We start from the raw sequence: 24867 nt of genomic DNA, 5'->3' as shown, positions 1-24867 counted from the left end.
CCGCGCCGGACCGCCCCGGGCTCGCGCTGCATCCGGGGTGGGTCAGCGGCCGTCGAGGAGGCGGTATTCGGGGCCGAGGGCGGCGGAGGTGGCGTCGCCGATGAAGTCGAGCGGGAAGCCCAGGGAGAAGGGGACCGCGGACTCCAGGCGGCGCAGGGCGTCGTCGGGCAGGGTGACGGCGGCGGCGCCGAGGTTGTCGCGGAGCTGGCCGGGGCCGCTGGCGCCGATGATGGGGTGGACGGCGCGCGAGCGGGCCATCGTCCAGGCGATGGCGACCTGCGAGGCCGTGGCGCCGAGCTCGGCCGCGACCTCCAGCACCGCGCGCGCCGCCGCGTGCTCGCGCTCGCCGAGGGAGGCGGGCGCGACGCGGGTGCCGGGCGCGACCGGCGCGCCGCCGGTGAACTTGCCCGACAGGACGCCGCCCGCCAGCGGCCCCCAGGCGGCGACGCTCATCCCGAGCTCGCCCGCCATCGGCAGCAGCTCGCGTTCGATGTCGCGCCACAGCAGGTTGTACGGCACCTGCAGCCCGGCGAAGCGGGTCCAGCCGCGCCATTCGGCCAGCGTGTCGGCCCGGCTGACCACCCACGCGGGAGCGTCCGACATGCCCACGTACAGGACCTTCCCGGCGCGGACCGCGTCGTCGAGGGCGCGCATGGTCTCCTCGATCGGCGTGTGCCGGTCCCACATGTGCACCCAGAACACGTCGACGTAGTCGGTGCGCAACCGGCGCAGGCTGCGTTCGAGTGACAGGACGAGGTTCTTGCGGTGGTTGCCGGAGGCGTTCAGGTCGGAGGGGTCGCGGCTGAGCGTGTACTTGGTGGCGAGCACGAACCGGTCGCGCCGCCCGGCCAGCAGCTCGCCGACGACCTCCTCGCTCTCCCCGTACGCCGAGGCGGTGTCGATGACGTTGCCCCCGGCCTCCGCGTACAGGTCGACCATCTCGCGCACCTCGGGGGACGCCTCGCGGAACGTCATGGCCCCCAGGAACAGCTCGGAGACTCGCAGCCCGGTCCGGCCGAGCAGGCGATAACGCATGTTGTTCGTACCCTTTCGTCATGAGCGGTCCCCGCCCACGATGCCGTTCCGGTCGCGCCGGAGGGAGACCGGCCCGATACCGGCCCTGCGGGGGCCACCCTGAGCCCGCCCGATCCGTACACTTCGTCCCCGTGAGTGACAACGAGCTCGGCTCCTGCCTGCGCGCCCTCCGTGAAGCCGTCCGCCCCGCCGACGTGGGGCTGCCCGCGGGCCCCCGGCGGCGCACCCCCGGCCTGCGCCGCGCCGAGCTGGCCACGCTGGCGGGCGTCAGCGTCGAGTACCTCACCCGCCTCGAACAGGGCCGCGACCGCAAGCCGTCGCCGCAGGTGCTGGGCGCGCTCGCCGACGCGCTGCGCCTGCCTCCGGGCGAGCGGCTCCACCTGCACCATCTCGTCAAGGTCAACACCGGTGAGAGCGCCCTGTGCCCGGGCATGGACCAGCCGCCCGCGCGGGCCGTGCGCGCCACCGTCCGGGCCGTGCTCGACCGGCTGGAGCCCGCCCCGGCCGTGCTGGTCAACCGGGTGTACGACGTGCTCGCGCACACCACCGGTTACGCCAGGCTCGCCGGGCCGCTCGGCGTGCTCGACGGCGAGGCGCCCAACCTGGCCCGTCACCTGTTCACCGATCCGCGGGCCAGGGCCGCCTACCCGGACTGGGAACGCCTCGCCGCCGCGCAGGCCGTCGAGCTGCACCGCGCCGCCGCGCTCGCCGACGTCCAGGCCCGCGCCCTGGTGGACGAGCTCGCCGTCACCGCCGGGGCGGCGTTCACCGGCCGCCCGGCGCTCGCGGCGGCGGAGCCCGGCGCGTACCGGGTCGTCCATCCCGAGGCCGGCGAGCTGCGGCTGACGCCGGAGACCCTGGAGATCCCCGACGCGGACCAGCGCCTGGTCGTCCACCTGCCGGGCGACGCCGCCACGGCCGCGGCGCTCGACGCGCTCGCGGACCGGCGTCCCCGCGCGCTCACCGGCTGAGCACGGCAGGGCGGGCCCCGCCGCCACCGGCGGCGAGGCCCGCTGTCGGAACCGCCGGTCAGCCGGGCGGGATCCGGCCGTCCTTGGCGACCGGGACGCCGAGCTGGACCGCCGCGGTGAGCGTCGCCCGCTCCTCGGGCAGGCGGGCGAGCACCGGGTTGAGATGCCGCAGCGCCAGGTCGACGGGCGTGATCGCGCGCGCCGTGATGTCGTACTTCTCCAGGTCGATCCACCGGACGATCTCCAGCACGTCGGCCGGGATGTCGTCGCCGCCCTTGTACACGGGCACGCAGAGCTGGCGCGAGTAGCTCACCCGCACGTCCGCCGTCGGGATCTTGCCGACGAGCACCGGGTTGAGCTGCTGGAGCGTCAGCGCCCTGTTCATCGGCACGTTCGGGGTGGCGCCGTAGCAGAGCAGGTCGACGTGGCTGACGACCCGCAGCACCTCCGCCGGGGGCAGCACGCCGTTCTTGGCGACGGGGACGCACAGCTGCTCCGGCCGGTTCAGCGTGATCTGCTTGCGCGGCACGTCACGCAGGACGGGGTTGAGCTGGCTGAGCACGAGCGGCTTGTTCGCCGCCGGCCCGGTGACCCGGTAGCACGACAGGTCCACGAACCGGATGAAGTCGAGCACCCCGTCCGGCGGGATCACGCCGTTCTTGGCCACGGGGACGCACAGCTGGTCGCGCTGGCCGAGCGTGACCTGCTCGCTGCGCAGGCCGCTGAGCACCGGGTTGAGGTGGCGCAGCGTCAGCCCGACGGCGGGCGGCTGGTAGGGGCTGGTCTTGAAGCACTCCAGGTCGAGGTTCGACACCAGTTGCAGCGGGGTGGGCAGCGCGACGGCGCTGACGGGCGGGGTGACGAGGAAGACCAGCGCGACGAGTCCGACGATCGCCGATAAGGCGCGGCGGACCCGGCGCGTGGGACGGCGTTCTGCGGGGGCGGGCGGTTGCATGCTTCTCCTCAGGGTGCTGGACGGCGGGCGAGCGAGGGCTGGGCGGCAGCACGCGCGGGTGGGACGGGCCGGTGAGACGGACCGGTCGGTGAAGGAGAACGCGTCGCGCGGCTCTCACCGTCGTGCGTGGCCGACCTGACAACGCGACTGTCCGCCGCGTGAACCACCCGGTCAACCCCACGAATGAGGGGCGAGGCTCAGCCGGTCACCGTGAAGCCCAGGGCGCTCGCGACGACCGTGGCCTGGAAGGGGTCGATGATCGCCCGATCGACCGCCGTGACGTGCGGGTCGAGGCTGCCCAGGTCGCTGCCGCGCAGGTCGCAGCCGGTGAGGTCGGCGCTGTGCAGCCACGCGCCCGACAGGTCGCACCGCTTGACCTCCGAGCCCTCCAGCCGGGCCCCGGTCAGGTCGGCCTCGCGCAGCCGGACGCCGTGGAAGGAGCTGCCGCGCAGGTCGGCGCCCGGCAGGCCGGCGAACGACCAGTCGCCGCCCTCGACCTTGAACAGGCCGAACGTGCAGCCGTCGAACATGCTGCCGGTCAGCTTGCAGCCGCGGAACGTCGCGTCGAAGAAGGAGGAACGCGAGAACGTGCAGTTGAGGAAGCTGGCGTCCTCGTGCTCGGAGACGTTGAAGCGCACGTTGCTGAACGTGCACTCCTCGAACGCCGAGCCCCGGTCGACCAGCTCGGTCATGTCGACGTCGACGAACAGCACCCGGTGATAGGTCTCGCGGATCAGCTCACGGCCGTCCCAGTCGGCGGACCTGATCGCCGACTCCGTCGGCGGCGCCGGGACCCCGTGCTTGCGGTCGGCCATCCAGCCCGTCACCCCTTCCGCGCCCAGCGCTCACCTCGGAGGACCAGCCTGCCATCGCCCACCGACAGAAAACGCGCCCGGGGTCAGGCGCGCTTGGCGATGGCCTCGAACAGCGGCTGCACCAGCTTGGCCGCCAGCGGGCCGAACGCCGCCAGGATCAGCACGTACGCCGCCGCCAGGGGCCCGAGGTCGGGATGCGCCCCGGCCGCCACCGCCAGACCGGCGATGACGATGTTGAACTCGCCGCGCGGCACCAGCGCGATGCCGGCCCGCGCCTGACCGGCCTTCGAGATCCCCGCCCGGCGGGCCGCGTACATGCCGGTCAGCAGCTTGGTGATCATGCTGACCAGCGCGAGGGCGGCGGCCAGCCCGGCCACCGGGAGGATCTTCGCCGGGTCGGTCTGCAGGCCGAAGAAGACGAAGAAGACCGCCGCGAACAGGTCGCGCAGCGGCGCGAGCAGCGCCTGCGCGTCGTGCGCGAGCTGGCCCGACAGCGCGATGCCGACGAGGAACGCGCCGACCGCCGCCGACACCTGGAGCTGCTGCGCCAGCCCGGCCACCAGCAGCGCCAGGCCGACGACCTTCAGCAGCAGCACCTCGGAGTTCGGGCTGGAGACGAACGCCTCGATCCACTTGCCGAACCTGAGCGCGACCAGCAGCACCACGCTCACGGTGCCCAGCGCGATCGCCACCGTCACCGCGCCGCTGACCAGGCTGAGCCCGGCGAGCATCGCCGTCAGCACCGGCAGGTAGATCGCCATCGTGAGGTCTTCGAACACCAGCAGCGACAGCACCGTGGGCGTCTCGCGGTTACCGATCCACCCCAGGTCGGACAGGACTTTCGCGGTGATCCCGGACGAGGTGGCGTACGTGACGCCCGCCATCGCCACGGCCGCGACCGGGCCCCAGCCGAGCAGCAGGGCGCAGATCGCCCCCGGCGCGGCGTTGAGCACCAGGTCGACGATGCCCGCGCGGGCGTTGCTCTTCAGGCTCGTGACGAGCTCGTCGGCGTTGTACTCGAGCCCCAGCGTCAGCAGCAGCAGGACGACGCCCAGCTCCGCGCCGACGGAGATGAACTCCTCGCTGGTGGCCAGCGGCAGCACGCCGCCCGTCCCGAAGGCCAGGCCGGCGATCAGATAGAGGGGGATGGGCGAGATGCCGGCGCGCAACGCCAGCGCGCCCAGCACACCCAGACCAAGAAGTACGGCACCGAATTCGAGAAACAGGATGGCGGTGTGGTGCACCCGCGGCCCTTAACCTTCGGCCAGGATGTCGGCGACTTCGGACGTGCTGTCGGCGGTGCCCACCACGACGACGATGTCGCCGGCCGCGAACACGAAACCGGGGCCCGGGCTGGCGACCACGTTCCCGTTGCGCACCACCGCCACGATGGAGGCGTTGGTGCGGGTCCGGACGCGGGCGTCGCCCATCGGGCGGTCGGCGTACGGGGAGCCCGGCGGGATCGCGAGCTGGAGGCTGACCAGCCCCTCGACCTCCTGGTGCGCCTGGTTGAGCCGCTGCACGATGCGGGGGGCGCCGAGGAGCTCGACCAGGGCGTCGGCCTCCTCGTCGTTCAGCTTGACGACCTCGCAGGCGCGGTCGGGGTCCTCGCGGTCGTAGATCACCAGGTCGCGGCGGCCGGTGCGGTGCGAGACGACACCGACGCGTTTGCCGGACTGGGTGGTGAAATCATGGCGCAGCCCGATCCCGGGCAGTGCCGTCTGCTCGACCTCCACCGGTCTATCCCACCCATCAAGTCCGGAAATATCCCGAATACCCTACCAATGCTCTCCGCTGGGTTTGTCCATACAGAAGCCCTCTTCAGGGCACAACAGGCTCCCCTCGCGGCCACAGACCGAGCCCGGTTCGGTCGCCCCCGGACGCAGGCAGGGGTCTCGCGGGCCTCCGGCGGGATCGCGGACAATGGACGGGCCCGGTGACCGGCCCTCAGCGAACGGAGCCCGCATGACGCAGTTACCGCGCCCCACGGCGACCGGCCCGATCCGGCTGATGCTGGTGGAGGACCACGACATGGTGGCCGAGGCGCTGGGCGCGGCGCTGGACGAGGCGGCGGGCATCGACCTGGTGGCCACAGCCGCGACCGTGGCGGCGGCGGTGGCCGGCGCCGGGAGGTGGCGCCCCGACGTGGTGGTGCTGGACCGGCGGCTGCCCGACGGCGACGGCGTCGCGGCGATCGGCCGCATCCGGGAGGCGGCGCCGGGCGCGCGCGTGCTGGTGCTGACGGCCGAGGCGTCGGCGGACGTGGCCGCGCGGGTGGTGGAGGCCGGGGGAGCGGGCCTGGTGGTGAAGACGTCGCCGCTGCGGGAGCTGGAGTCGGCGGTCCGCGAGGTGGCGGCGGGCGGCGTGGTGTTCGGGCCGGCGCTGCTGCCCGGGGTGCTCGACCGGCTGGCGGGCCGGGGCCGCGGCCCGGGCGGGACGCTCACCGGGCGCGAACGGGAGACGCTGCTGCTGCTCGCCGACGGGGTGAGCACCGAGCAGATGAGCCGGCGGCTCGGGGTGGCGCGCAACACGGTGCGCAACCACGTGCAGCACGTCCTGGAGAAGCTGGGGGCCCGCTCGAAGCTGGAGGCGGTGGCGATCGCCCGCCGCGAGGGCCTGCTCGACTGATGCGTTTGCACCAGGCGGACCGGGGCGGATGCGTCTCGTGATCGACGGGCGCGCTGCCCGACAGTAAAGGCATGGGCACGGAGGTCGGGCCGTTCAGGCTGGAGCACCGCCTGGCCGAGGAGATGGGCAGCATCACGACGGCCCGGCGGATCGCCCGCGACGCCATGGACGCCTGGGACTACCACGGCTCCCGCGACGACGTGCTGCTGGTGGTGTCGGAGCTGGTCACGAACGCGCTGCGGCACGGCTCGGGCGAGCCGGTGCTGCGCATCACCGGCGGCTCGTGGCACGTCCGCGTCGAGGTCGGCGACGACGCGGAGCGGCTGCCGGAGGCGCGCATGCCCGGACCGGCCGACGGCTGGGGCCTGCACGTCATCGGCGAGCTGTGCACCCGCTGGGGCGTCACGCCGCACACGGGCGGGAAGGTGGTCTGGTGCGAGCTGACAGCCGGGGAGCGGGCGGTGTGACGAGCGCGCGGCTGTGCGAAGCTGCGGTATGCCCGAGCAGAGCGACCTGGAGCTGCTGGTCCAGAACGTCGTCGACTACGCGATCTTCATGCTGGACCCGCGCGGACACATCGTGAGCTGGAACGCCGGCGCCGAGCGCATCAAGGGGTGGACCGCCGGCGAGATCGTCGGACGCCACTTCTCGGCGCTCTACCCGCCCGCCGACGTGGCGGCGGGCAAACCGGCGCGCGAGCTGGAGGTGGCCGTCGCGGAGGGCCGGCTGGAGGACGAGGGCTGGCGCGTCCGCAAGGACGGCACCCGGTTCTGGGCGAACGTGATCATCACCGCGCTGCGCGACGACCAGGGGCGGCTGCGCGGGTTCGGCAAGGTGACGCGCGACCTGACCGAGCGGCGCGCGGTCGAGCGGGCGCTGGACGAGCGCGGCAGGCTGCTGGCGCACCTGGTCCACGCGCAGGAGATGGAGCGCCGGCGCATCGCCTGGGACGTGCACGACGACACGATCCAGTCCATGGTGGCGGTCGGCATGCGGCTGCAACTGCTGGCCACGCGGCTGACGGGCGAGCACCAGGCGGCGGTGACGCGGCTCAACGACACGGTCGACGCCGCCGTGGGCCGGCTGCGCAACCTCACCTTCCGGCTGCACCCGCCGGGCATCGACAGCACCGGCCTGGTCGAGGGGCTGACCCGCTACCTGGACCAGGTGGTGTCGGGCGACGGGCTCACCTACGAGCTGACCCACGACCTGGCGGCCGAGCCGCCGCCGGAGACGTCGATCACGATCTTCCGCATCTGCCAGGAGGCGTTGACGAACGTCCGCAAGCACGCCCGCGCCCGCGCGGTGACGGTCCGGCTGGCCTCGGCGGAGCAGGGCGTGCACGTCTGGGTGAACGACGACGGCCACGGCTTCGAGCACGCCGGGGAGAACGACCCCGAACCCGGCCATTTCGGGCTGATCGAGATGCGGGAGCGCGCCGAGATCGCGGGCGGCTGGTGCGCCGTGCGCGGCAACCCGGGAGAGGGGGCGACGGTCGAGTTCTGGGTGCCCGCCGTCTCCCGGGGCGGGCCGTGAGCGACCCGGTCACGGTGCTGGTCGCCGATGACGAGCCACTGATCAGGGAGGTGCTGGCCGAGGTGCTGGAGGCCGAGCCGGGACTGACGGTGGTGGCGGTGGCGGCCGACGCGGGCGAGGCGGCCGAGCTGGCGGAGCTGCACCGGCCGGCGGTGGCGGTCCTGGACGTGCGGATGCCCGGCGGCGGCGCGTGGGCGGCCCGCGAGATCCGCCGCCGCTCGCCCGCCACCCGCGTCGTGGCGTTCTCCGCCTACGGCGACTCCGGCTCGGTGGACGAGATGCGCCGGGCGGGCGTGACCACGTACCTGCTCAAGGGCCTGCCCAACACGGCCATCGTGGCGGCGGTGCGCCGGGCCGCCACCGGCTGAACCCGCACGGCGCTCAGGACATGGACGTGTCCGGCCAGGTCCACGAGCTGATCGCGGGGGCGTCCTCGCCGTGCAGCCGGGTGTGGGCGCGGGCCTGGAGGCGGGAGTCGGCCATCCGCTGGCGCAGGTGGGCGGCCCGGGCGCCGAGGCCGGGGACCCGGTCGACGACGTCCATGACCAGGTGGAAGCGGTCGATGTCGTTGAGCATCGCCATGTCGAACGGCGTGGTCGTGGTGCCCTCCTCCTTGTAGCCGCGCACGTGCAGGTTGGCGTGGCCGTGGCGGCGGTAGGTGAGCTGGTGGATCAGCGTCGGGTAGCCGTGGAAGTCGAAGATGATCGGCCTGTCGGTGGTGAACAGCGTGTCGAACTCGGCGTCGGACATGCCGTGCGGGTGCTCCGACGACGGCTGCAGCCGCATCAGGTCCACCACGTTGACGACCCGCACCTTCAGGTCCGGCAGCTCCTCGCGCAGGATCGCGGCCGCCGCCAGCGTCTCCAGCGTGGGCACGTCGCCGGCGCAGGCGAGCACCACGTCGGGCTCGGCGCCCGCGTCGCTGGAGGCCCACGGCAGGATGCCCAGGCCGCGCGTGCAGTGGGCGATCGCCTCGTCCATGGTGAACAGGTCGAGCACCGGCTGCTTGCCCGCCACGATCACGTTCACGTAGTCGCGCGAGCGCAGGCAGTGGTCGGCCACCGACAGCAGCGTGTTGGCGTCCGGCGGCAGGTAGACGCGCACCACCGACGCCTTCTTGTTGACGACCACGTCCAGGAAGCCCGGGTCCTGGTGGCTGAAGCCGTTGTGGTCCTGCCGCCACACGTGCGACGACAGCAGGTACGTCAGCGACGCCACCGGCCGCCGCCAGGGGATCTTCTGCGACGACTCCAGCCACTTGGCGTGCTGGTTGAACATCGAGTCCACGATGTGGATGAACGCCTCGTAGCAGTTGAACAGCCCGTGCCTGCCGGTCAGCAGGTAGCCCTCCAGCCAGCCCTGGCACAGGTGCTCGCTCAGCACCTCCATCACCCGGCCGCCGGGCGCCAGGTGCTCGTCGGTGGGCAGCCGTTCGGCGTTCCAGGCCCGGTCGGTGGCGTCGAAGACGGCGCTGAGCCGGTTGGAGGCGGTCTCGTCCGGGCCCATCAGCCGGAACGTGCGCGGATTGTCCCTGATGACCTCGCGCAGCAGCGTGCCGAGGACCTTGGTCGGCTCGCTCGCCTGCGTCGCCGGTGACTTGACCTCGACGGCGAACCTGCGGAAGTCGGGCAGCCGCAGCGGCGACAGCAGCTCGCCGCCGTTGGCGTGCGGGTTGGCGCTCATCCGGCGCCCGCCCTCCGGGACCGTGCCGAGCACGCCCGCGACCGGCCGCCCACCGGTGTCGAACAGCTCCTCCGGCCGGTAGGAGCGCATCCACTCCTCCAGCATCGCCAGGTGCTCGGCGTTGTCGCGCACCGCCGCCAGCGGCACCTGGTGGGCGCGCCAGGTGCCCTCCACCGGCAGCCCGTCGACCTCGCGCGGGCCCGTCCAGCCCTTCGGCGTGCGCAGCACGATCATCGGCAGCCTGCGGTCCGCGCCCTCCCGGTAGGCGGCGATCTCCTCGAACGCCTCGTCCAGGGTGGCCGCCATCTCGCCGTGGTCCGGGCCCACGACGTGCGGGCGGTACCCGTACCCCTCCAGGAGTTTGAGCAGATCGGCCTCCGGGATGCGGGCCAGCAGCGTCGGGTTGGCGATCTTGTAGCCGTTCAGGTGGAGGATCGGCAGCACGACGCCGTCACGCTCGTGGTCCAGCAGCTTGTTGGAGTGCCAGCTCGCGGCGAGAGGGCCCGTCTCGGCCTCGCCGTCGCCGATGACGCACGCCACCACCAGGTCCGGGTTGTCGAACGCGGCCCCGTAGGCGTGCGCCAGCGCGTAGCCGAGCTCGCCGCCCTCGTGGATGGACCCCGGCGTCTCCGGCGCCACGTGGCTGGGCACCCCGCCGGGGAAGGAGAACTGCCGGAACAGCCGCCGCATCCCCTCCGCGTCCCGCGTGACGTCCGGGTAGCGCTCGGTGTAGGAGCCCTCCAGCCACGCGTGCGCCACCGCCGCCGGGCCGCCGTGGCCGGGACCGGCGATGTAGATCATGTCCTGGTCCCGCTCCCGGATCACCCGGTTCAGGTGGGCGAAGCAGAAGTTCAGGCCCGGCGTCGTGCCCCAGTGGCCGAGCAGGCGCGGCTTGATGTGCTCGGGCCGCAGCGGCTCGCTCAGCAGCGGGTTGTCCAGCAGGTAGATCTGGCCGACCGACAGGTAGTTGGCCGCGCGCCAGTATGCGTCGACATGGTCCATGCCGTGGCCCCTGCCCCGGCGGGCCGGGGCGTAAGCGGCGGGCCGCGAGCGGGTACGGGACCGGAGCCGGACGCTCGGCTACAGTGCCGGCATGGCGCTGAGAAGCTCACGGTGGTATTCGGGCGACGACAGGAACTCCTACATCCACCGGGCCTGGATGCGCAGAGGCTTACCGCGCGAGGCCTTCGACGGCGAGCGGCCGCACATCGCCATCGCCAACACCGCCTCCGACCTGACCCCCTGCAACTCCCACCTCGGCGAGGTGGCCCGCAGCGTCTCCGACGGCGTCTGGGCCGCCGGCGGCGTCCCGCTCAACCTGCCGGTGATGTCGCTCGGCGAGACGAACGTCCGCCCCACCGCCATGCTCTGGCGCAACCTGGCCGCCATGTCCGTCGAGGAAATGCTGCGCGCCAACCCGATCGACGGCGTCGTGCTCCTCGGCGGCTGCGACAAGACGATCCCGTCGCTGCTCATGGCCGCCTCCTCGGTCGACCTGCCGGCCGTCGTCATGCCCGGCGGGCCGATGCTCACCGGCCACTTCCGCGGCGTCCCGCTCGGCTGCGGCACCGACGTGTGGCGGCTCAGCGAGGAGGTGCGCGCCGGCACGCTGTCGCGCGAGGCGTTCCTCGACTCCGAATCCTCCATGATCCGCAGCCGGGGCCACTGCAACACGATGGGCACCGCCTCCACCATGGCCTGCATGGCCGAGGCGCTCGGCATGACGATCCCCGGCACCGCCGGCATCCCCGCCGCCGACAGCCGCCTGCTCGAACGCTCCCACGAGACCGGCCGCCTGGCCGTCAGCCTGGTCCGCGAGGGACGCCGGCCGAGCGACGTCATGACGCGCGGCGCGTTCCTCAACGCGATCGTCACGCTCGCCGCCATCGGCGGCTCCACCAACGCCGTCATCCACCTGCTGGCCATCGCCGGCCGCCTCGGCGTCGAGCTCGACCTCGACGACTTCGACCGCACCGGGTCGGGCGTGCCTCTGCTGGCCGACCTGCAGCCCGCCGGACGCCACCTCATGGACGACCTCTACCGGGCGGGCGGGCTGCGCGCCCTCCTCAAGGAGGTCGCCGACCTGCTCCACGACGAGCCCACCGTCACCGGCGCGCCGCTGTCCGCCTGCCTGGACGACGCCCGCATCTGGGACGAGACCGTCATCAGGCGGCGCGCCGACCCGCTCCTGCCCGACGCCGGCATCGCCGTGCTGCGCGGCAACCTGGCGCCGTCGGGCGCCGTCATCAAGCCCGCCGCCGCCTCGCCCGAGCTGCTGCGCCACCGCGGCCGCGCCGTCGTCTTCGACAGCGTCGAGGACGTCCACGCCCGGCTCGACTCGCCCGACCTGGACGTGGACGAGACCTCCGTGCTGGTGCTGCGCGGCTGCGGCCCCAAGGGCTACCCCGGCATGCCCGAGGTCGGCAACCTGCCGCTGCCCGCCAAGCTGCTGGCCAAGGGCGTGCGCGACATGGTCCGCGTCAGCGACGCCCGGATGAGCGGCACCGCCTACGGCACCGTCGTGCTGCACGCCTCGCCCGAGGCCGCAGCCGGCGGGCCGCTGGCCCGGGTCCGCACCGGCGACCCGATCGTGCTCGACGTGGCCGCCCGGCGGCTCGACGTCGACATCCCCGACGCCGAGCTGAACTCCAGGCCGCCCGTCGCCGACGGCCACGCCAGGCCCGCCCGCGGCTGGGAACGCCTCTACATCGACCACGTGAACCAGGCCCACCAGGGCGCCGACCTGGACTTCCTGCGCGGGTCGAGCGGCGACGCCGTGGGCCGCGATTCCCACTGACCGGCAAACCGGCCGGCAAAGAGTCCGCTCCGCCATGCGCGGAATGAGGACCGGGGGGTACGGGGTTGCGGGACGATGTGACCGGCCGGCGGTGATCGGCCGGATGAGATCGGATTGACGGTGCCAGGAGGAAACGTGAGCGGCGACATCACCCGGAGCCAGGAGTGGGCGGCCCTGGAGAAGCATCATGAGGAGCTGGCGGGCAGGCATCTGCGCGAGCTGTTCGCGGACGATCCCGGCCGGGCCGCCCGCATGACGGTGACCGCCGGCGACCTCTACCTCGACTACGCCAAGCACCGCGCCACCGAGGAGACCATCGGCCTGCTGGTGCGCCTGGCCGAGCGGGCCGGGCTGCGTGAGCGCGTCGAGGCGATGTTCACCGGTGAGCACATCAACGTCAGCGAGGACCGCGCCGTGCTGCACACCGCGCTGCGCGCCCCCGCCGGGGACAAGCTGGTCGTGGACGGCCAGGACGTGACGGGCGACGTGCACGCGGTGCTCGACCGGATGAGCGAGTTCGCCGGCCGGGTCCGGTCCCAGGAATGGCGCGGCGCCACCGGGCAGCCCATCACCACCGTGGTCAACATCGGCATCGGCGGCTCCGACCTGGGCCCGGCGATGGCCTACGAGGCGCTGCGCGACTACGCCGACGCCGGCATCGAGGCCCGGTTCGTCTCCAACGTCGACCCGGCCGACATCTCGGGCAACCTGCGCGGCCTCGACCCGGCCACGACGCTGTTCGTGGTCAGCTCCAAGACCTTCACCACCCTGGAGACGCTCACCAACGCCAAGGTGGCCCGCGACTGGCTGGTGGGCGCGCTCGGCGAGGACGCCGTCTCCCGCCACTTCGTCGCCGTCTCCACCAACGCCGCCAAGGTCGCCGAGTTCGGCATCGACACCGGCAACATGTTCGGCTTCTGGGACTGGGTCGGCGGACGCTACTCCTACGACGGCGCCATCGGCCTGTCCCTCATGATCGCGATCGGGGCCGACCGGTTCCGCGAGATGCTGGCCGGCTTCCACGCCATCGACCGCCACTTCCGCACCGCCCCGTTCGAGGCCAACATGCCGGTGCTGCTCGGCCTCCTCGGGGTGTGGTACACCGACTTCTTCGGCGCCCAGACGCGCGCCGTGCTGCCCTACAGCCAGCGGCTGCACCGCTTCCCCGCCTACCTGCAGCAGCTCACGATGGAGTCCAACGGCAAGTCGGTGCGCGCCGACGGCACCCCCGTCACCGTCGACACCGGAGAGATCTTCTGGGGCGAGCCCGGCACCAACGGCCAGCACGCCTTCTACCAGCTCCTGCACCAGGGCACCCGGCTCGTCCCGGCCGACTTCATCGGCTTCGCCGAGCCGTACGAGGACCACGAGGGCATGCACGACCTGCTGACCGCCAACCTGCTGGCGCAGACCTCGGCGCTGGCGTTCGGCAAGACCGCCGAGGAGATCGCCGCCGAGGGCACCGCGCCCGAGGTCGTGCCGCACAAGGTGATGCCGGGCAACCGGCCCACCTCCACCATCCTGGCGCCCAAGCTGACGCCCTCCACGCTCGGCCAGCTCGTCGCCCTCTACGAGCACGCCGTGTTCGTCGAGGGCACGATCTGGGGCGTCGACTCCTTCGACCAGTGGGGCGTCGAGCTGGGCAAGAAGATGGCGCTCGACCTGGCTCCCGCGCTCACCTCCGCCGAGCCGCCCGCCGAGTTCCCCGACCCGTCGACCGAGCTGCTCGTGCGCCGCTACCGCGAGCTGCGCGGACGGCGCGTCTGACCCTGAGGGCGCTGGCGCCCGGGCCGTCGCGGGGAGAGCATGGCCGCATGGACATCATGCGACTGGTGGATCAGGCCAAGGACGCCGCGACGGTCGGGCGCGTGTTCGGCGAGCCCGTCGAGCGCGACGGCGTGACGATCATCCCGGTCGCCCGGGTCGCCCACGGCGGCGGGGGCGGCCAGGGCACCGGCGGGCAGGGTGAGCAGGGCAGCGGCTCCGGCTACGGCGTCGCCGCCGCCCCGGCCGGCGTCTTCGTCGTCAAGGACGGCGACGTCCGCTGGCAGCCCGCCGTCGACGTCAACCGCATCGTGCTCGGCGGCCAGGCCGTCGCCGTCGTGCTGCTGCTGACGCTGCGCGCGATCCTCAAACGCCGGGGCCGCCGCAAGCGGTGATCGCCTCTACGCTGGGGGCCATGACCTCTCTGACGCAGATCGTGGCCTTCGGCGGCGTGGTGATGCTCGGCGCGATGTCGCCCGGCCCGGACTTCGCGGTCGTGGTGCGCCGCTCGGCGCTGTCGGGGCGCGGCCACGGCATGGCCGCCGCCGCGGGCATCTCCCTCGGCGTGTTCGTGTGGGTCGTCGCCGCCGCGACCGGCGTGGCCGCGCTGCTGGCCGCCTCGGCGGTGGCGTTCACCGTGGTCAAGATCGTCGGCGCCGCCTACCTGCTCTACCTGGGCGCCAAGGCGCTGCGCGCGGCGGTCAAGGGCGGCGGCGGGCTCGCCCTCGACGCGCCCGCCACGGGTGGCAGGGGGCCGTGGGCGGCCTTCGCCGAAGGGCTGCTCACTAACGTGCTCAACCCCAAGGCGGCGCTGTTCTTCGTCGCGCTGGTGCCGCAGTTCCTCTCCGCGGGGGCCTCGCTCGCCGACACGCTGCTGCTGTCGCTGATCGCGCTCGCCGGGACCGTGCTGTGGTTCCTCACCGTGGCCAACGTCGTCAGCGCGCTGCGCCGCGCGTTCGCCCGGCCCGCCGTCCGCCGCACGCTCGACGGCCTCACGGGCGCCGCGCTCGTCGCCCTCGGCGTCAACCTCGCCACCGCCGCCCGCCCCTGACCCCCTTCCCGGTACGGGGCGCGTACCGGGAACGGGGGCGGGGCGCGTACCGGCTCGGGCGCGGGCCGGTCAGGCGATGGTCACGCCCAGCAGGTGGCCCAGCCCGAACGTGACCGTGGCCGCGCCCACGCCGAGCGCGAGCTGGCGCAGGCCGCCCAGCCACCACGGGCGGGCCGTCATCACCGCCACCACCGCCCCGAACCCGAACAGCCCCAGCACGCTCAGCACCACGGCCAGCGTCAGCCCCGACGCCCCGAACAGGAACGGCGCCAGCGGCACCAGCGCGCCCAGCGCGAACGCGCCGAACGACGCGGCGGCGGCCAGGCGCGGCGACGGCAGGTCGTCCGGGTCCACGCCCAGCTCCTCCCGCACGTGCACGCGCAGCGCCTGCTCCGGGTCGGCCGACAGGCCCGCCGCCACCCGGTCGGCCAGCTCGGCGTCCAGGCCCCGCGAACGGTAGAGCGCGGCCAGCTCGGCCCGCTCGCCCTCCGGGTTCCTGGCCAGCTCCTGGCGCTCCACGGCGATCTCGGCGCGCATCAGCTCGGTCTGCGACTTCACCGACGTGTACTCGCCCGCCGCCATCGAGCACGCCCCGGCCACCAGCCCGGCGAACCCCGCCAGCACGGCCCCCCGCCCGGCCCCGGCGGCTCCCACCACCCCGGCGATCAGCGCGAAGTTGGACACCAGGCCGTCCATGGCGCCGAACACCGCCGGCCGCAGCCAGCCGCCGGTCACGTCACGGTGGCTGTGGTGCTTCTCGGGCGAGTACGTCCGCTCCAGCTCAATAGTCATGACATTCCCTCCCATAAGACCAACTCGTCCGACATTTAGACATATGTCGGCATGATCCGCAACGAAGGGGAGGCTTGCCTGACCTGCGGTTCCGCCCTCGGGCGGAACCGCTTCCCGAACGTTTTGACGAGAAAAGGCGCAGGTCGGGGCGGAGGTCTCAGAGGCCCCAGAACGGGCCGTCCAGCCCGGCGGCGGCGAAGTGCGCGGCGGCCTCGGACGGCTCCCGGCGGGTGTAGCCGCGCTCCAGGCGGCCGTCGTACCAGCCCCGGGCCAGCCGCCACAGCGCCGGCACGTCCATCACGTAACCGCGCGGCAGCCCCGTACGCGCCAGCCACCCGTCCACGCAGCCCGCCGAGCAGAACAGCCGCTGGTTCGAGCACGTCCGCACCACGTCGTCCCACATGCGGGCCACCGGGACCAGGAAGTGCGCCACCTGCTCACCCGGGGGAGGCGCGGCGCGCCCCACCGACCAGGCGTGCGGCGTCCCGCACCCGGGGCACCGGGTGGCGACCAGCACCTCGGGCTCGTCCTTGAGCAGGTGCGGCACGGCGAACGCGTCCCACGCGCAGCCGCCCCACCACAGCGTCTCCCGGCCCATGACCGAGAACCCCAGCGGCACCGACGAGAACGGGTGCGCCATGACGATCGCGCCGCCCTGGCCCTGGCCCTCGCCTTTGCCCTCGTCGCTGTCGCTGTCGCTGTCGCTGTCGCTGTCGCCCAGCACCAGTGCCCGGGCCCCGTGCAGCCGCCGCAACGCCCGCCGCACCTCGCCGGGCCCGGCGCCGGTGGTCGCGGCCAGCTCCTCGACCCCGGGGGCCCGTCCCGTACGGGCGAACCCGGCGTACACGGCCACCCGCACGTCCTCGTCGTCCATCCCCACCCCCATCCAGAGGGTCAAGGGTACGGCCCGGTCCGCTCAGGACAGGGGGACCGGGAGAGGGTTCGTGACGGCCTGCCGGGTTTCTCCTGCCTGGATGAGGGCGGCGCAGTCGGCGATCGCCCCCGCCAGCAGGTCACGCAGCAGCGGGTCCGGGTCCGGGACGCACGCCTGGACGATGCCCACCACGGCGAGCTGGACCGCGTTGGGCGCGGCGTAGCGGCGGAAGCCCTTCTCGGTGATCCGCGCCGCCCGGCTGAACTTGCGCGCCTGCGCGGCGGCCTGCGGCACCTGCTCCATCGCCGCCCGGCTCCGCTCGCTCAGCCGCCCCGGCGGCCGGCCGTCGAGCCTGGCCAGCATCTCCTCGGCCGCCAGCACCGAAACCGCCAGCGCGAGCTGCCGCTCGGCCGCCGCTACGGGCAGCGCCGTCGTGGCGCAGCGCAGCGCGATGTGGGCGTCCACCCGCAGGTCGTCGGAGGTCAGGCCGATGATCGACGGGACGAGCTCCACGAGCCGGCCGCGCTGCGCGTCGCCGATGTTGTCGTTGACCAGCCGGGCGAGGGCCGCCAGCAGCGGATGGGTGCAGGCGGGGTGGTCGCTCCACCGCTCTCCGGCCAGGTAGGAGGCCAGCTCCATGAAGCAGGCGCCCCGCTTGGGGTTGCGATGCCTGCCTCGGGACAGAACCGGCATGTGATCAAGGTGGTTGTCCACGGGTGCTCCACTGTTTCGCGGGATCGCCGTCCTTCCAGTCTGCGCTCCCGGCCGCGGCAAAGCCAGTCTTCTCCAGCTCGGGGATCATATAACCCGTGTGGGGTTATAGTGGGGGCATAGTCGAAGGAGGAGGTCGCGTGCCGAAGATCAACGTTTATCTGCCCGACGAGCTCGCGGAGGCCGTCAAGGAGGCGGGGGTGCCCGTGTCGGCCATCTGCCAGCGGGCGCTGGAGCAGGCGGTGCGCCGGGTGACGGCGATCCGCGCCAGCGTCCCCGCCGACCTCGACCCGGACCGGCCGTCCGGGGCGCTCAGCCACCTCACCGCCCGCACCCGCACGGTCCTCAAACGCGCCGCCGACCTCGCCGCCGCCGGCCGCGCCCCCGCCGTGGGCACCGAGCACCTGCTCGCCGCCATGCTCGACGAGGGCACCAACCTCGCCCTGCACGTCCTGCGCGCCATGGACATCGACCCCGCCCACGCCCGCCCTCACCTCCCGCCCGCCCCAACCCCGGAAGGCGCCTCCCGCCTCCCGGGGGTTCCGCCCCCGGAGGGCGCCGCCAGGGCCGCTGCCGCCCCTGGCACGGAAGGCGCCCACGGCCTCCCCGGGGCCCCGGAGGGTGCCGACCGACGGCCCGGCGGGACGGACCCCGAGGGCGCCGGCGCGCTCGCCTCCGGCGGGTCGGCCGCCGAGGGGGTCGGTCTCCGGGCCTCCGGGGGGCCGGCCGCCCGGTCCGCCGATGCGCCGTCTCCCGAAGGCGCCGCGCCGGAAGGCGCTGCCTCTGCCGAACGGGCCGGTCCCCGAGCTGCTGGGGTGCCAGCCGCCGAGGGGGTCGGTCTCCGGGCCTCCGAGGGGCCGGCCGCCGGGGGTGCGGCCCCCCGGTCCGCCGATGCGCCGTCTCCCGAAGGTGCCGCCCCGGAAGGTGTCGCCCCCGAAGGCGCTGCCTCCGAAGGCGCTGCCTCCGGGGTGGCTTCCTCTGGGGAGCAGGGTGGGGGGCGGTTCAGTGGGGCGGCGGCCAATGCGCTGGAGTTCGCCGTGAACGAGGCCGCCTCGCTCGGGCACAACTACATCGGCTGCGAGCACCTCCTGCTCGGCCTGGTGAACGAGCCGGACGGGACGGCCGGGCAGGTGCTGCGCGGCCTGGGCGCGGAGCCGAGGCTGACCCGCCGGGCGGTGGTCGCCGCGCTCGCGGGCTACGTCCACCTGCGCGCCCAGGCCCAGCAGGCCCCGACGGCGAGCGCCCCCGCGGCGGGCGGGCCCGTGGCGGGCGCCCCCGCGGGCGGAACGCAGGACCCAGCGCAGATGCTGGCCGCCGTGATGCGGGACCAGTTGCAGCCCGTGATCCGGCGGCTGGAGCGCCTGGAGGAGCGGGCGGGCCTCACCCCGGACGCCTCGCCGTGACGATCGCCCGTGCCGTCGTGCTCACCGCGGCGGCCCTGATCGTCGCCGGGATCGTCGTGGCCGCCTTCCTGTGAGCCGCGCCCCGGGAGCCTGTGCCGCACCCGGTCCCGGGGCGTGAAAAGGATCACCTCCGCGGCTGCTCCCGTGCTAGGTTGCCTGCGTTCCATGACATGAGTGGCGCGGGGCGGCCCCGCCGCACTCCCTTCCTTCTCCGCATGGGGGCCAACGGTGAGGTGGGCGCTTTTCCTGCTGGTCGCTTCGACGCTGTGGTGGGCGGCGCCCGCCGTGGCGGCGACCGACGACGCCGCTCCCGGCCGGGTGGCCTTCATCGGCGTGCCGGGCCTGCACTGGGACGACGTCACCCCCGAGTCGGCCCCGAACCTGTGGCGGCTGGCCGGGCAGAGCGATCTCGGCTCGGTGTCGGTCAAGACCCTGGGCACCGTGGCGTGCCCGTACGACGGCTGGCTGACCGTCTCGGCGGGCGTGCGGTCGGCGTTCGGGCAGCGCTGCGGCCTGCCGCCGGAGCCGGAGCGGCGGGGCGAGGGCGCGGTGGTGCCGGGGTTCGCCGGCATCCTGGCCAAGCGTGACGGCGGTTACGTGGGCACGCTCGGCGCGGCCGTGCAGGCGGCGGGGGAGTGCACGACGGCGGTCGGCCGGGGCGCGGCGCTGGCGCTGGGCGACCGTGAGGGCCGCGTCGACGTGTACGCGCCCGACCCGGCCTCGCTGGCCGACTGGTCGCGCTGCAAGGTCGTCGCCGTGGACGTGGACGAGCTGATCAGGCCCTATCTCGGCGCCGACGGCAAGCTGTCGAGGGAGCCGGAGGCGATCACGCCGGAGGCGCGGCGCGCGGCGGTGCGGGCGGCGGACGCGGAGGTCGGCGCGGCGCTGGCCAAGCTGCCCGCCGGGACCCAGGTGGTGCTGGCCGGCAACGGCGACCACGGCTCGGTGCCGCACCTGCGCGTGGCCATGTGGAAGCACGACCAGGCGCGCGGGGCGATCCTCGGCACCAGCTCCACCCGGCGCGAGGACATCGTGATCCTCACCGACATCACGACGACGGTGCTGACCGCCGCCGGCATCCCGGTGCCGCCCACGGTCATCGGCATCGCCTGGACCCCCGGCGACGTCGCCGGCCGGGACGCGGGCGTGGAGCGGCTGCGGGAGGCCGACCTCAAGGCCACCACCGTACGGAGCGCGACCGGCGTGTTCTTCACCGTCTTCGCCACGATCACGGTGTTCTTCTACGCGATCGCCTACTTCGTGCTGTCGCGGCGCAGGCGGCCGGGGGCGATCGGCCCGGTGGCGCTCGGCCTGGCGGCGGTCCCCGTCTCGACGTACCTGGTCAACCTGGTGCCCTGGGTGCAGGGCACGTACCCGATCGTCCCGCTGGTCTGCGCGGTCGTGGCGATCGACCTGGCGATCGTGGGGCTGGCGGTGGGCGGGCCGTGGCGGCGCGACCCGCTGGGGCCGCCGGCGGTGGTGGCGACGTTCACCGGCCTGGTGCTCGTCGCCGACCTGCTGACCGGCACGTACCTGCAGTTCAACAGCCTCATGGGCTACACCGCCGTGGTCGGCGGGCGCTACTACGGGCTGGCCAACATCCCGTTCGCGCTGCTGGCGACGGGTGTGCTGATGACCACGGCGATGGCCGCGGACCGGCTGGTGCGGCGCGGGCACAGGCGGGCCGCGGTGTGGGTGGTGGCCGGGCTCGGCGTGGTCGCGATGCTGCTGGCGGGCTGGCCGGGCGTGGGCAGCGACTTCGGCGGCGTGATCGCGTTCGTGCCGGGCATCGCGGTGACCGCGCTGCTCGTGGCGGGCCGGAAGGTGTCGGTGGTGAAGCTCGGCGCGTTCTGCGTGCTGGGCGGCGTGGCCGTGTCGATCATCGCGGTGCTCGACCACCTGCGGCCCCCGGCCGCGCAGACGCACCTGGGCAGGTTCGTCGGGCAGGTGATCGACGGCACGTTCTGGCCGATGATCATGCGCAAGCTCGGCGCCATGCTCAACACCATGCTCTCGCCCAACCTCATGCCGATCGTCATCGCCGGGCTGGCGTTCCTGGTCTTCGCGATCCTGCGGCCGGAGAAGATCAGCGCGGGCATCGTGCCGAGGGCGTTCGCGCGCACCCCGATGCTGCGGGCGGGGCTCATCGGCGCCCTGGTCAGCGGGGTCGTCGGCATGCTGGTCAACGACTCGGGCACGGCCGTGCTGTCGATGGCGGTGGCCACGGCGGTGCCGCTGGTGCTCTACGCGGGCATCAGGTCGGCCCCGCAGGAGGCCGGAGCCGGTGACGGGGCGCCCGATGAGCGGGTCGTCGCCGGCAAGATCTGAAATTTTCTTTTAGTTCATCCCCAAGTCTTGAAAGTTATATCCATGGGCGATTGAGTTCGGTCGTGCAGACCCTCCGTTATCTGGCCGCCGCGGCTCTGGTGTTAACCGCGGCGTCCCCCGCTCACGCCGAGCCCACACCCCCCGCAGAGGACGCGCTCACCGCGTCGTCCTATCCGCCGCCCTCCACGCTGATCGCCGCCTCGGACGCCCCCGGCGGCAGGCTGGAGACGGACAAGAAGACCCGGCCCGTCGCGCCCGGCATCACCCTGACCTCCTTCGACACCTACGACGCGCTCGGCTGGCTGCGCGCCGACGCGCTCACCGCCGACCTCGGCGGCGGCGCGAAGGCCGGGTACGTGTACTCCGGCGAGGTGTCGAAGACCGAGCCGCTGTCCGGACCGGCCAAGCGCTCGCGCGCCGTCGCCGCCGTCAACGGCGACTTCTTCGACATCAACAACTCCGGCGCCGCCCAGGGCATCGGCGTCCAGAACGGCGAGCTCGTCCAGTCGCCGCGCGCCGGCCACGAGAACGCGGTCGCCGTCAGCGCCGACGGCGTCGGCCGGGTGCTCAAGATGTACTTCGAGGGCACCGCCACCCCCGAGGGCGGCGCGCCGGTCACGCTCACCCAGTTCAACCAGATCGTGCAGAACAACGGCGTCGGCCTGTTCACCCCGCTGTGGGGCTCCTACACCCGGGCCCGCGCCGTCGAGGGCGCCGCCTCGGTCACCGAGGTCGAGCTCAAGGACGGCGTGGTCGCGGCGGTGCGGCAGGAGGCCGGCAGCGGCCCCGTCACGGCCGGCACCACGATCCTGCTCGGCCGCGACGCCGGTGCGAGCGCCCTGGCCGCGCTCAAGCCGGGCGACCGGGTCGACGTGCGCTACCAGCCGAAGGCCTCCGACGGCGGCGCCGTCGAGTCCGCGGTCGGCGGCAACTACGTCCTGGTCAAGGACGGCGCCGTGCAGCACTCGTCCGACCAGTCGGCCCACCCGCGCACCGCGGTCGGCTTCTCCGCCGACGGCAGGAAGATGTACCTGCTCACGGTGGACGGCCGCCAGGCCGACAGCCGCGGCGTCACGCTCGACGAGCTGGCCGCCATGATGGCCGACCTCGGCGCCGCCGACGCGCTCAACCTCGACGGCGGCGGCTCCTCCACGCTGCTCGCCCGCGAGCCCGGCCAGGCCGACGTCCAGGTGGAGAACAGCCCCTCCGACGGCGGCGAGCGCCACGTGCCCAACGGCCTGGCCCTCTACGCGCCCGAGGGCAGCGGCAAGCTCAAGGGCTTCTGGCTGGAGACCGCCACCGACCCGGCCAGGGCGCCCGGCGCGGCCCCCGTCGCCGGTGGCCGCCCCGACCGCGTCTTCCCCGGGCTCACCCGGCGGCTGACCGCCGCCGGCTACGACGAGACGTACGGGCCCGCGTCCGGCACGCCCCTGTGGCGCTCCACCCCGGCCGTGCACGGCGTCGTGCGCGACGGCAGGTTCCACGCCCTGGTCCCCGGCCAGGCGAAGGTCACCGCCTCGCGCGGCAAGGCCAAGGGCACCCTGGAGCTGACCGTGCTGCAGCCGCTGCGGCGGCTCGGCGCCACCGCCGACCGGGTCGGCCTGCCCGGCCAGGACGGCACCGCCGCGTTCGGCGTCGTCGGCTACGACCGCAACGGCAACAGCGCGCCCATCGAGCCGGCCGACCTCACGCTCGACTATGACCGTGACCTGTTCGAGGTCACCGCGGCCGAGCAGGGCTACTTCACGGTCAAGGCCAAGCGGCCCACCGGGTCGGGGCTCATCACCGCCAAGGTTGGCAAGATCAGCACCGCGGTGCCGGTGACGGTCGGCTTCGAGGACCAGTCGGTGGCCGACTTCGAGAACGCCGCCTCGTGGAAGTTCGCCACCGCGCGCGCCACCGGCTCGCTGTCGGCCGCGCCCGGCCAGAGCGGCGGCGGGCTCAAGCTCGCCTACGACTTCACCCAGTCCACCGCCACCCGCGCCGCGTACGCCAGCCCGCCCGAGCAGATCGTGGTGAACGGCCAGCCGCAGGCGTTCGGCCTGTGGATCCACTCCACCGGCAAGGGCGAGTGGCCCAGCCTGGAGTTCTACGACGCGGCCGGGCAGTCGCAGATCCTGCGCGGCCCGTACCTGACGTGGACGGGCTGGAAGTTCGTCGAGTTCGCGGTGCCGCCGGGCGTCAACTACCCGCTCAAGCTGCGGCGCTTCTACGTGGCCGAGACCAAGGCCGCGGCCTCGTACACCAACGAGATCCTGATCGACGGGCTGGTGGCGAAGGTGCCGCCGTCGGTCGAGGCGCCCGAGGTCCCGGCCGTGGCCGATCCGGTGGTGCGGCCGGAGGTCGGCGACATGCCGTGGCGGTTCGCGGTCATGTCGGACGCCCAGTTCGTCGCGCGTGATCCGGACAGCGACATCGTCCGCAACGCCCGGCGCACGCTGCGCGAGATCAAGGCGGCCAAGCCCGACTTCCTGGTGATCAACGGTGACCTGGTGGACGAGGCGTCGCCGGAGGACTTCGCGCTGGCCAAGCGCATCCTCGACGAAGAACTCGGCGGTGAGCTGAAATATCACTACATCCCGGGCAACCATGAGGTGATGGGCGGCAAGATCGACAACTTCCGGGCCGTCTTCGGCGACACGTACCGGACCTTCGACCACAAGGGCACCCGGTTCATCACGCTCGACACCTCCCGCCTCAACCTGCGCGGCGGCGGCTTCGAGCAGGTCGCCCTGCTGCGCTCGGAGCTCGACGAGGCCGCTCGCGACTCCTCGGTCGGCTCGGTGGCGGTGCTGTTCCACGTGCCGCCGCGCGACCCGACGCCCGGCAAGGGCAGCCAGCTCGGCGACCGCAAGGAGGCCGCGCTGGTCGAAGGCTGGCTGGCCGGCTTCCAGCGTGACACCGGCAAGGGCGCCGCGTTCATCGGCGCGCACGTCGGGACCTTCCACGCCTCCCGCGTGGACGCGGTGCCGTACTTCATCAACGGCAACTCCGGCAAGAACCCGGCCACCGCGCCCGGCGACGGCGGCTTCACCGGCTGGTCCCTGTGGGGCGTCGACCCGGTGACGGGCAAGGAGGCCGAGCACGTCAGACGCAACTGGTTCGCCGACGCGCCCACGTGGATCGGCGCCCAGGTCAGGCCGCACGTCGACGAGTTCACGCTGACCGCTCCGGCCACCGTCGCGGTCGGCGCGCCGGCCCCGGTGTCGGCGACCGTCAAGCAGGACGAGCGCGCGGTCCCGGCCGCCTACCCGGTGTCGGCGCGCTGGTCGGGCTCGCCCAACCTGCACGTCGGACCCCGGCAGACGGCCAAGCCGTGGCACGTGGCCGTCCTCGACCCCGAGGCGGGCACGCTCACCGCGCTGCGGCCCGGGAACGTCACGGTCGCCGTGACGGTCAACGGCGTCACCCGGCAGTCAGGCGTCGCCCTGACCGCCAAGGCCGCCGCCTGACCGCCAAGGCCGCGGCTCTGACCTCTGAGCCGCGGCCTGATCGCCCCCGGGCGCCCCGCCCCTTCGCGGGCG

At 73.7% G+C, this 24867-nt stretch carries 21 protein-coding genes; 12 read left to right on the top strand and 9 right to left on the bottom strand.

Going from position 1 to position 24867, the window contains the following annotated elements; all coding sequences use genetic code 11:
- Positions 1 to 42: 42 nt before the first annotated feature.
- Positions 43 to 1035 (bottom strand): aldo/keto reductase, encoded by a 993-nt coding sequence (locus AB0J53_RS33035; RefSeq protein WP_364179628.1) that lies wholly within the window; start codon positions 1033 to 1035, stop codon positions 43 to 45.
- Positions 1036 to 1166: 131 nt separating this feature from the next.
- Between AB0J53_RS33035 and AB0J53_RS33030 the strand changes: the two genes are divergently transcribed.
- Positions 1167 to 2006 (top strand): helix-turn-helix domain-containing protein, encoded by an 840-nt coding sequence (locus tag AB0J53_RS33030; RefSeq protein ID WP_364179626.1) that lies wholly within the window; start codon positions 1167 to 1169, stop codon positions 2004 to 2006.
- A 58-nt stretch (positions 2007 to 2064) separates the two neighbouring features.
- Here the strand turns inward: AB0J53_RS33030 and AB0J53_RS33025 are convergent, their stop codons facing one another.
- The 4 genes from AB0J53_RS33025 to AB0J53_RS33010 form a co-directional block, all read right to left on the bottom strand.
- Positions 2065 to 2961: a hypothetical protein gene (locus tag AB0J53_RS33025; RefSeq protein ID WP_246646465.1), complete on the bottom strand. Its 897-nt coding sequence runs from the start codon at positions 2959 to 2961 to the stop codon at positions 2065 to 2067.
- A gap of 197 nt (positions 2962 to 3158) precedes the next feature.
- Positions 3159 to 3776 (bottom strand): pentapeptide repeat-containing protein, encoded by a 618-nt coding sequence (locus tag AB0J53_RS33020; RefSeq protein ID WP_364179625.1) that lies wholly within the window; start codon positions 3774 to 3776, stop codon positions 3159 to 3161.
- Positions 3777 to 3859: 83 nt separating this feature from the next.
- On the bottom strand, positions 3860 to 5020 hold the full coding sequence (locus AB0J53_RS33015; protein WP_219513861.1) for a cation:proton antiporter: 1161 nt from the start codon (positions 5018 to 5020) through the stop codon (positions 3860 to 3862).
- Between the two features lie 9 nt (positions 5021 to 5029).
- Complete coding sequence (locus AB0J53_RS33010; RefSeq protein ID WP_364179622.1) at positions 5030 to 5512, bottom strand: cation:proton antiporter regulatory subunit; 483 nt, start codon at positions 5510 to 5512, stop codon at positions 5030 to 5032.
- Between the two features lie 229 nt (positions 5513 to 5741).
- On the opposite strand from AB0J53_RS33010, the gene AB0J53_RS33005 reads away from it, so the two are divergent.
- From AB0J53_RS33005 to AB0J53_RS32990, 4 genes are all read left to right on the top strand, one after another.
- Entirely contained in the window at positions 5742 to 6404 is a 663-nt protein-coding gene (locus tag AB0J53_RS33005) for a response regulator transcription factor (RefSeq protein ID WP_364179620.1), read from the top strand.
- Positions 6405 to 6475: 71 nt separating this feature from the next.
- On the top strand, positions 6476 to 6871 hold the full coding sequence (locus AB0J53_RS33000; protein ID WP_219518851.1) for an ATP-binding protein: 396 nt from the start codon (positions 6476 to 6478) through the stop codon (positions 6869 to 6871).
- Between the two features lie 28 nt (positions 6872 to 6899).
- On the top strand, positions 6900 to 7940 hold the full coding sequence (locus AB0J53_RS32995) for a PAS domain-containing sensor histidine kinase (RefSeq protein WP_364179618.1): 1041 nt from the start codon (positions 6900 to 6902) through the stop codon (positions 7938 to 7940).
- Complete coding sequence (locus AB0J53_RS32990) at positions 7937 to 8308, top strand: response regulator transcription factor (protein ID WP_364179616.1); 372 nt, start codon at positions 7937 to 7939, stop codon at positions 8306 to 8308. Before AB0J53_RS32995 ends, AB0J53_RS32990 begins: the two co-directional genes overlap by 4 nt.
- A gap of 13 nt (positions 8309 to 8321) precedes the next feature.
- Here AB0J53_RS32990 and AB0J53_RS32985 read toward each other — a convergent pair whose 3' ends face one another.
- A complete protein-coding gene (locus AB0J53_RS32985) occupies positions 8322 to 10625 on the bottom strand; it encodes a phosphoketolase family protein (RefSeq protein ID WP_364179614.1) in 2304 nt (767 codons plus the stop codon).
- 91 nt (positions 10626 to 10716) lie between these two features.
- Between AB0J53_RS32985 and AB0J53_RS32980 the strand changes: the two genes are divergently transcribed.
- The 4 genes from AB0J53_RS32980 (at position 10717) to AB0J53_RS32965 (ending at position 15235) form a co-directional block, all read left to right on the top strand.
- Positions 10717 to 12420: an IlvD/Edd family dehydratase gene (locus AB0J53_RS32980; protein WP_364179612.1), complete on the top strand. Its 1704-nt coding sequence runs from the start codon at positions 10717 to 10719 to the stop codon at positions 12418 to 12420.
- A 135-nt stretch (positions 12421 to 12555) separates the two neighbouring features.
- Positions 12556 to 14187: a glucose-6-phosphate isomerase gene (gene pgi / locus AB0J53_RS32975; RefSeq protein WP_364179610.1), complete on the top strand. Its 1632-nt coding sequence runs from the start codon at positions 12556 to 12558 to the stop codon at positions 14185 to 14187.
- Positions 14188 to 14234: 47 nt separating this feature from the next.
- Positions 14235 to 14579, top strand: coding sequence for a spore germination protein GerW family protein (locus AB0J53_RS32970; protein WP_219518865.1), 345 nt, complete (start codon positions 14235 to 14237; stop codon positions 14577 to 14579).
- 20 nt (positions 14580 to 14599) lie between these two features.
- Positions 14600 to 15235 (top strand): LysE family translocator, encoded by a 636-nt coding sequence (locus AB0J53_RS32965; RefSeq protein WP_364179607.1) that lies wholly within the window; start codon positions 14600 to 14602, stop codon positions 15233 to 15235.
- A gap of 69 nt (positions 15236 to 15304) precedes the next feature.
- Here the strand turns inward: AB0J53_RS32965 and AB0J53_RS32960 are convergent, their stop codons facing one another.
- The 3 genes from AB0J53_RS32960 to AB0J53_RS32950 form a co-directional block, all read right to left on the bottom strand.
- Complete coding sequence (locus AB0J53_RS32960) at positions 15305 to 16027, bottom strand: VIT1/CCC1 transporter family protein (protein ID WP_219518870.1); 723 nt, start codon at positions 16025 to 16027, stop codon at positions 15305 to 15307.
- A 157-nt stretch (positions 16028 to 16184) separates the two neighbouring features.
- A complete protein-coding gene (merB, locus tag AB0J53_RS32955; RefSeq protein ID WP_364179605.1) occupies positions 16185 to 16901 on the bottom strand; it encodes an organomercurial lyase in 717 nt (238 codons plus the stop codon).
- Positions 16902 to 16943: 42 nt separating this feature from the next.
- Entirely contained in the window at positions 16944 to 17594 is a 651-nt protein-coding gene (locus tag AB0J53_RS32950; RefSeq protein WP_364179603.1) for a hypothetical protein, read from the bottom strand.
- A gap of 158 nt (positions 17595 to 17752) precedes the next feature.
- On the opposite strand from AB0J53_RS32950, the gene AB0J53_RS32945 reads away from it, so the two are divergent.
- The 3 genes from AB0J53_RS32945 to AB0J53_RS32935 all read left to right on the top strand — a co-directional run bounded on the left by AB0J53_RS32945 (position 17753) and on the right by AB0J53_RS32935 (position 24795).
- Entirely contained in the window at positions 17753 to 19015 is a 1263-nt protein-coding gene (locus tag AB0J53_RS32945; RefSeq protein ID WP_364179601.1) for a Clp protease N-terminal domain-containing protein, read from the top strand.
- 228 nt (positions 19016 to 19243) lie between these two features.
- Positions 19244 to 21343, top strand: a complete 2100-nt coding sequence (locus tag AB0J53_RS32940) for a hypothetical protein (RefSeq protein ID WP_219518982.1) — start codon at positions 19244 to 19246, stop codon at positions 21341 to 21343.
- A 62-nt stretch (positions 21344 to 21405) separates the two neighbouring features.
- Positions 21406 to 24795 carry a phosphodiester glycosidase family protein gene (locus tag AB0J53_RS32935; RefSeq protein ID WP_364179599.1) on the top strand — a complete coding sequence of 1130 codons (3390 nt, stop codon included), beginning with the start codon at positions 21406 to 21408 and terminating at the stop codon, positions 24793 to 24795.
- Positions 24796 to 24867 lie beyond the last annotated feature (72 nt).

It is taken from the genome of Nonomuraea sp. NPDC049725, from assembly GCF_040674795.1.
In the GTDB taxonomy this organism is placed as follows: domain Bacteria; phylum Actinomycetota; class Actinomycetes; order Streptosporangiales; family Streptosporangiaceae; genus Nonomuraea; species Nonomuraea ceibae.
Note: the sequence above shows the minus strand (reverse complement) of the source record. Positions and strands in the feature narration are given on the sequence as shown.

Excerpts from the sequence above, each read along its gene's own strand:
- AB0J53_RS33035 (WP_364179628.1), bottom strand. The coding sequence starts at position 1,035 with ATGCGTTATCGCCTGCTCGGCCGGACCGGGCTGCGAGTCTCCGAGCTG.
- AB0J53_RS33025 (WP_246646465.1), bottom strand. The coding sequence starts at position 2,961 with ATGCAACCGCCCGCCCCCGCAGAACGCCGTCCCACGCGCCGGGTCCGC.
- AB0J53_RS33020 (WP_364179625.1), bottom strand. The coding sequence starts at position 3,776 with ATGGCCGACCGCAAGCACGGGGTCCCGGCGCCGCCGACGGAGTCGGCG.
- AB0J53_RS33005 (WP_364179620.1), top strand. The coding sequence starts at position 5,742 with ATGACGCAGTTACCGCGCCCCACGGCGACCGGCCCGATCCGGCTGATG.
- AB0J53_RS33000 (WP_219518851.1), top strand. The coding sequence starts at position 6,476 with ATGGGCACGGAGGTCGGGCCGTTCAGGCTGGAGCACCGCCTGGCCGAG.
- AB0J53_RS32995 (WP_364179618.1), top strand. The coding sequence starts at position 6,900 with ATGCCCGAGCAGAGCGACCTGGAGCTGCTGGTCCAGAACGTCGTCGAC.
- AB0J53_RS32985 (WP_364179614.1), bottom strand. The coding sequence starts at position 10,625 with ATGGACCATGTCGACGCATACTGGCGCGCGGCCAACTACCTGTCGGTC.
- AB0J53_RS32980 (WP_364179612.1), top strand. The coding sequence starts at position 10,717 with ATGGCGCTGAGAAGCTCACGGTGGTATTCGGGCGACGACAGGAACTCC.
- AB0J53_RS32970 (WP_219518865.1), top strand. The coding sequence starts at position 14,235 with ATGGACATCATGCGACTGGTGGATCAGGCCAAGGACGCCGCGACGGTC.
- AB0J53_RS32965 (WP_364179607.1), top strand. The coding sequence starts at position 14,600 with ATGACCTCTCTGACGCAGATCGTGGCCTTCGGCGGCGTGGTGATGCTC.
- AB0J53_RS32960 (WP_219518870.1), bottom strand. The coding sequence starts at position 16,027 with ATGACTATTGAGCTGGAGCGGACGTACTCGCCCGAGAAGCACCACAGC.
- merB (WP_364179605.1), bottom strand. The coding sequence starts at position 16,901 with ATGGACGACGAGGACGTGCGGGTGGCCGTGTACGCCGGGTTCGCCCGT.
- AB0J53_RS32950 (WP_364179603.1), bottom strand. The coding sequence starts at position 17,594 with ATGCCGGTTCTGTCCCGAGGCAGGCATCGCAACCCCAAGCGGGGCGCC.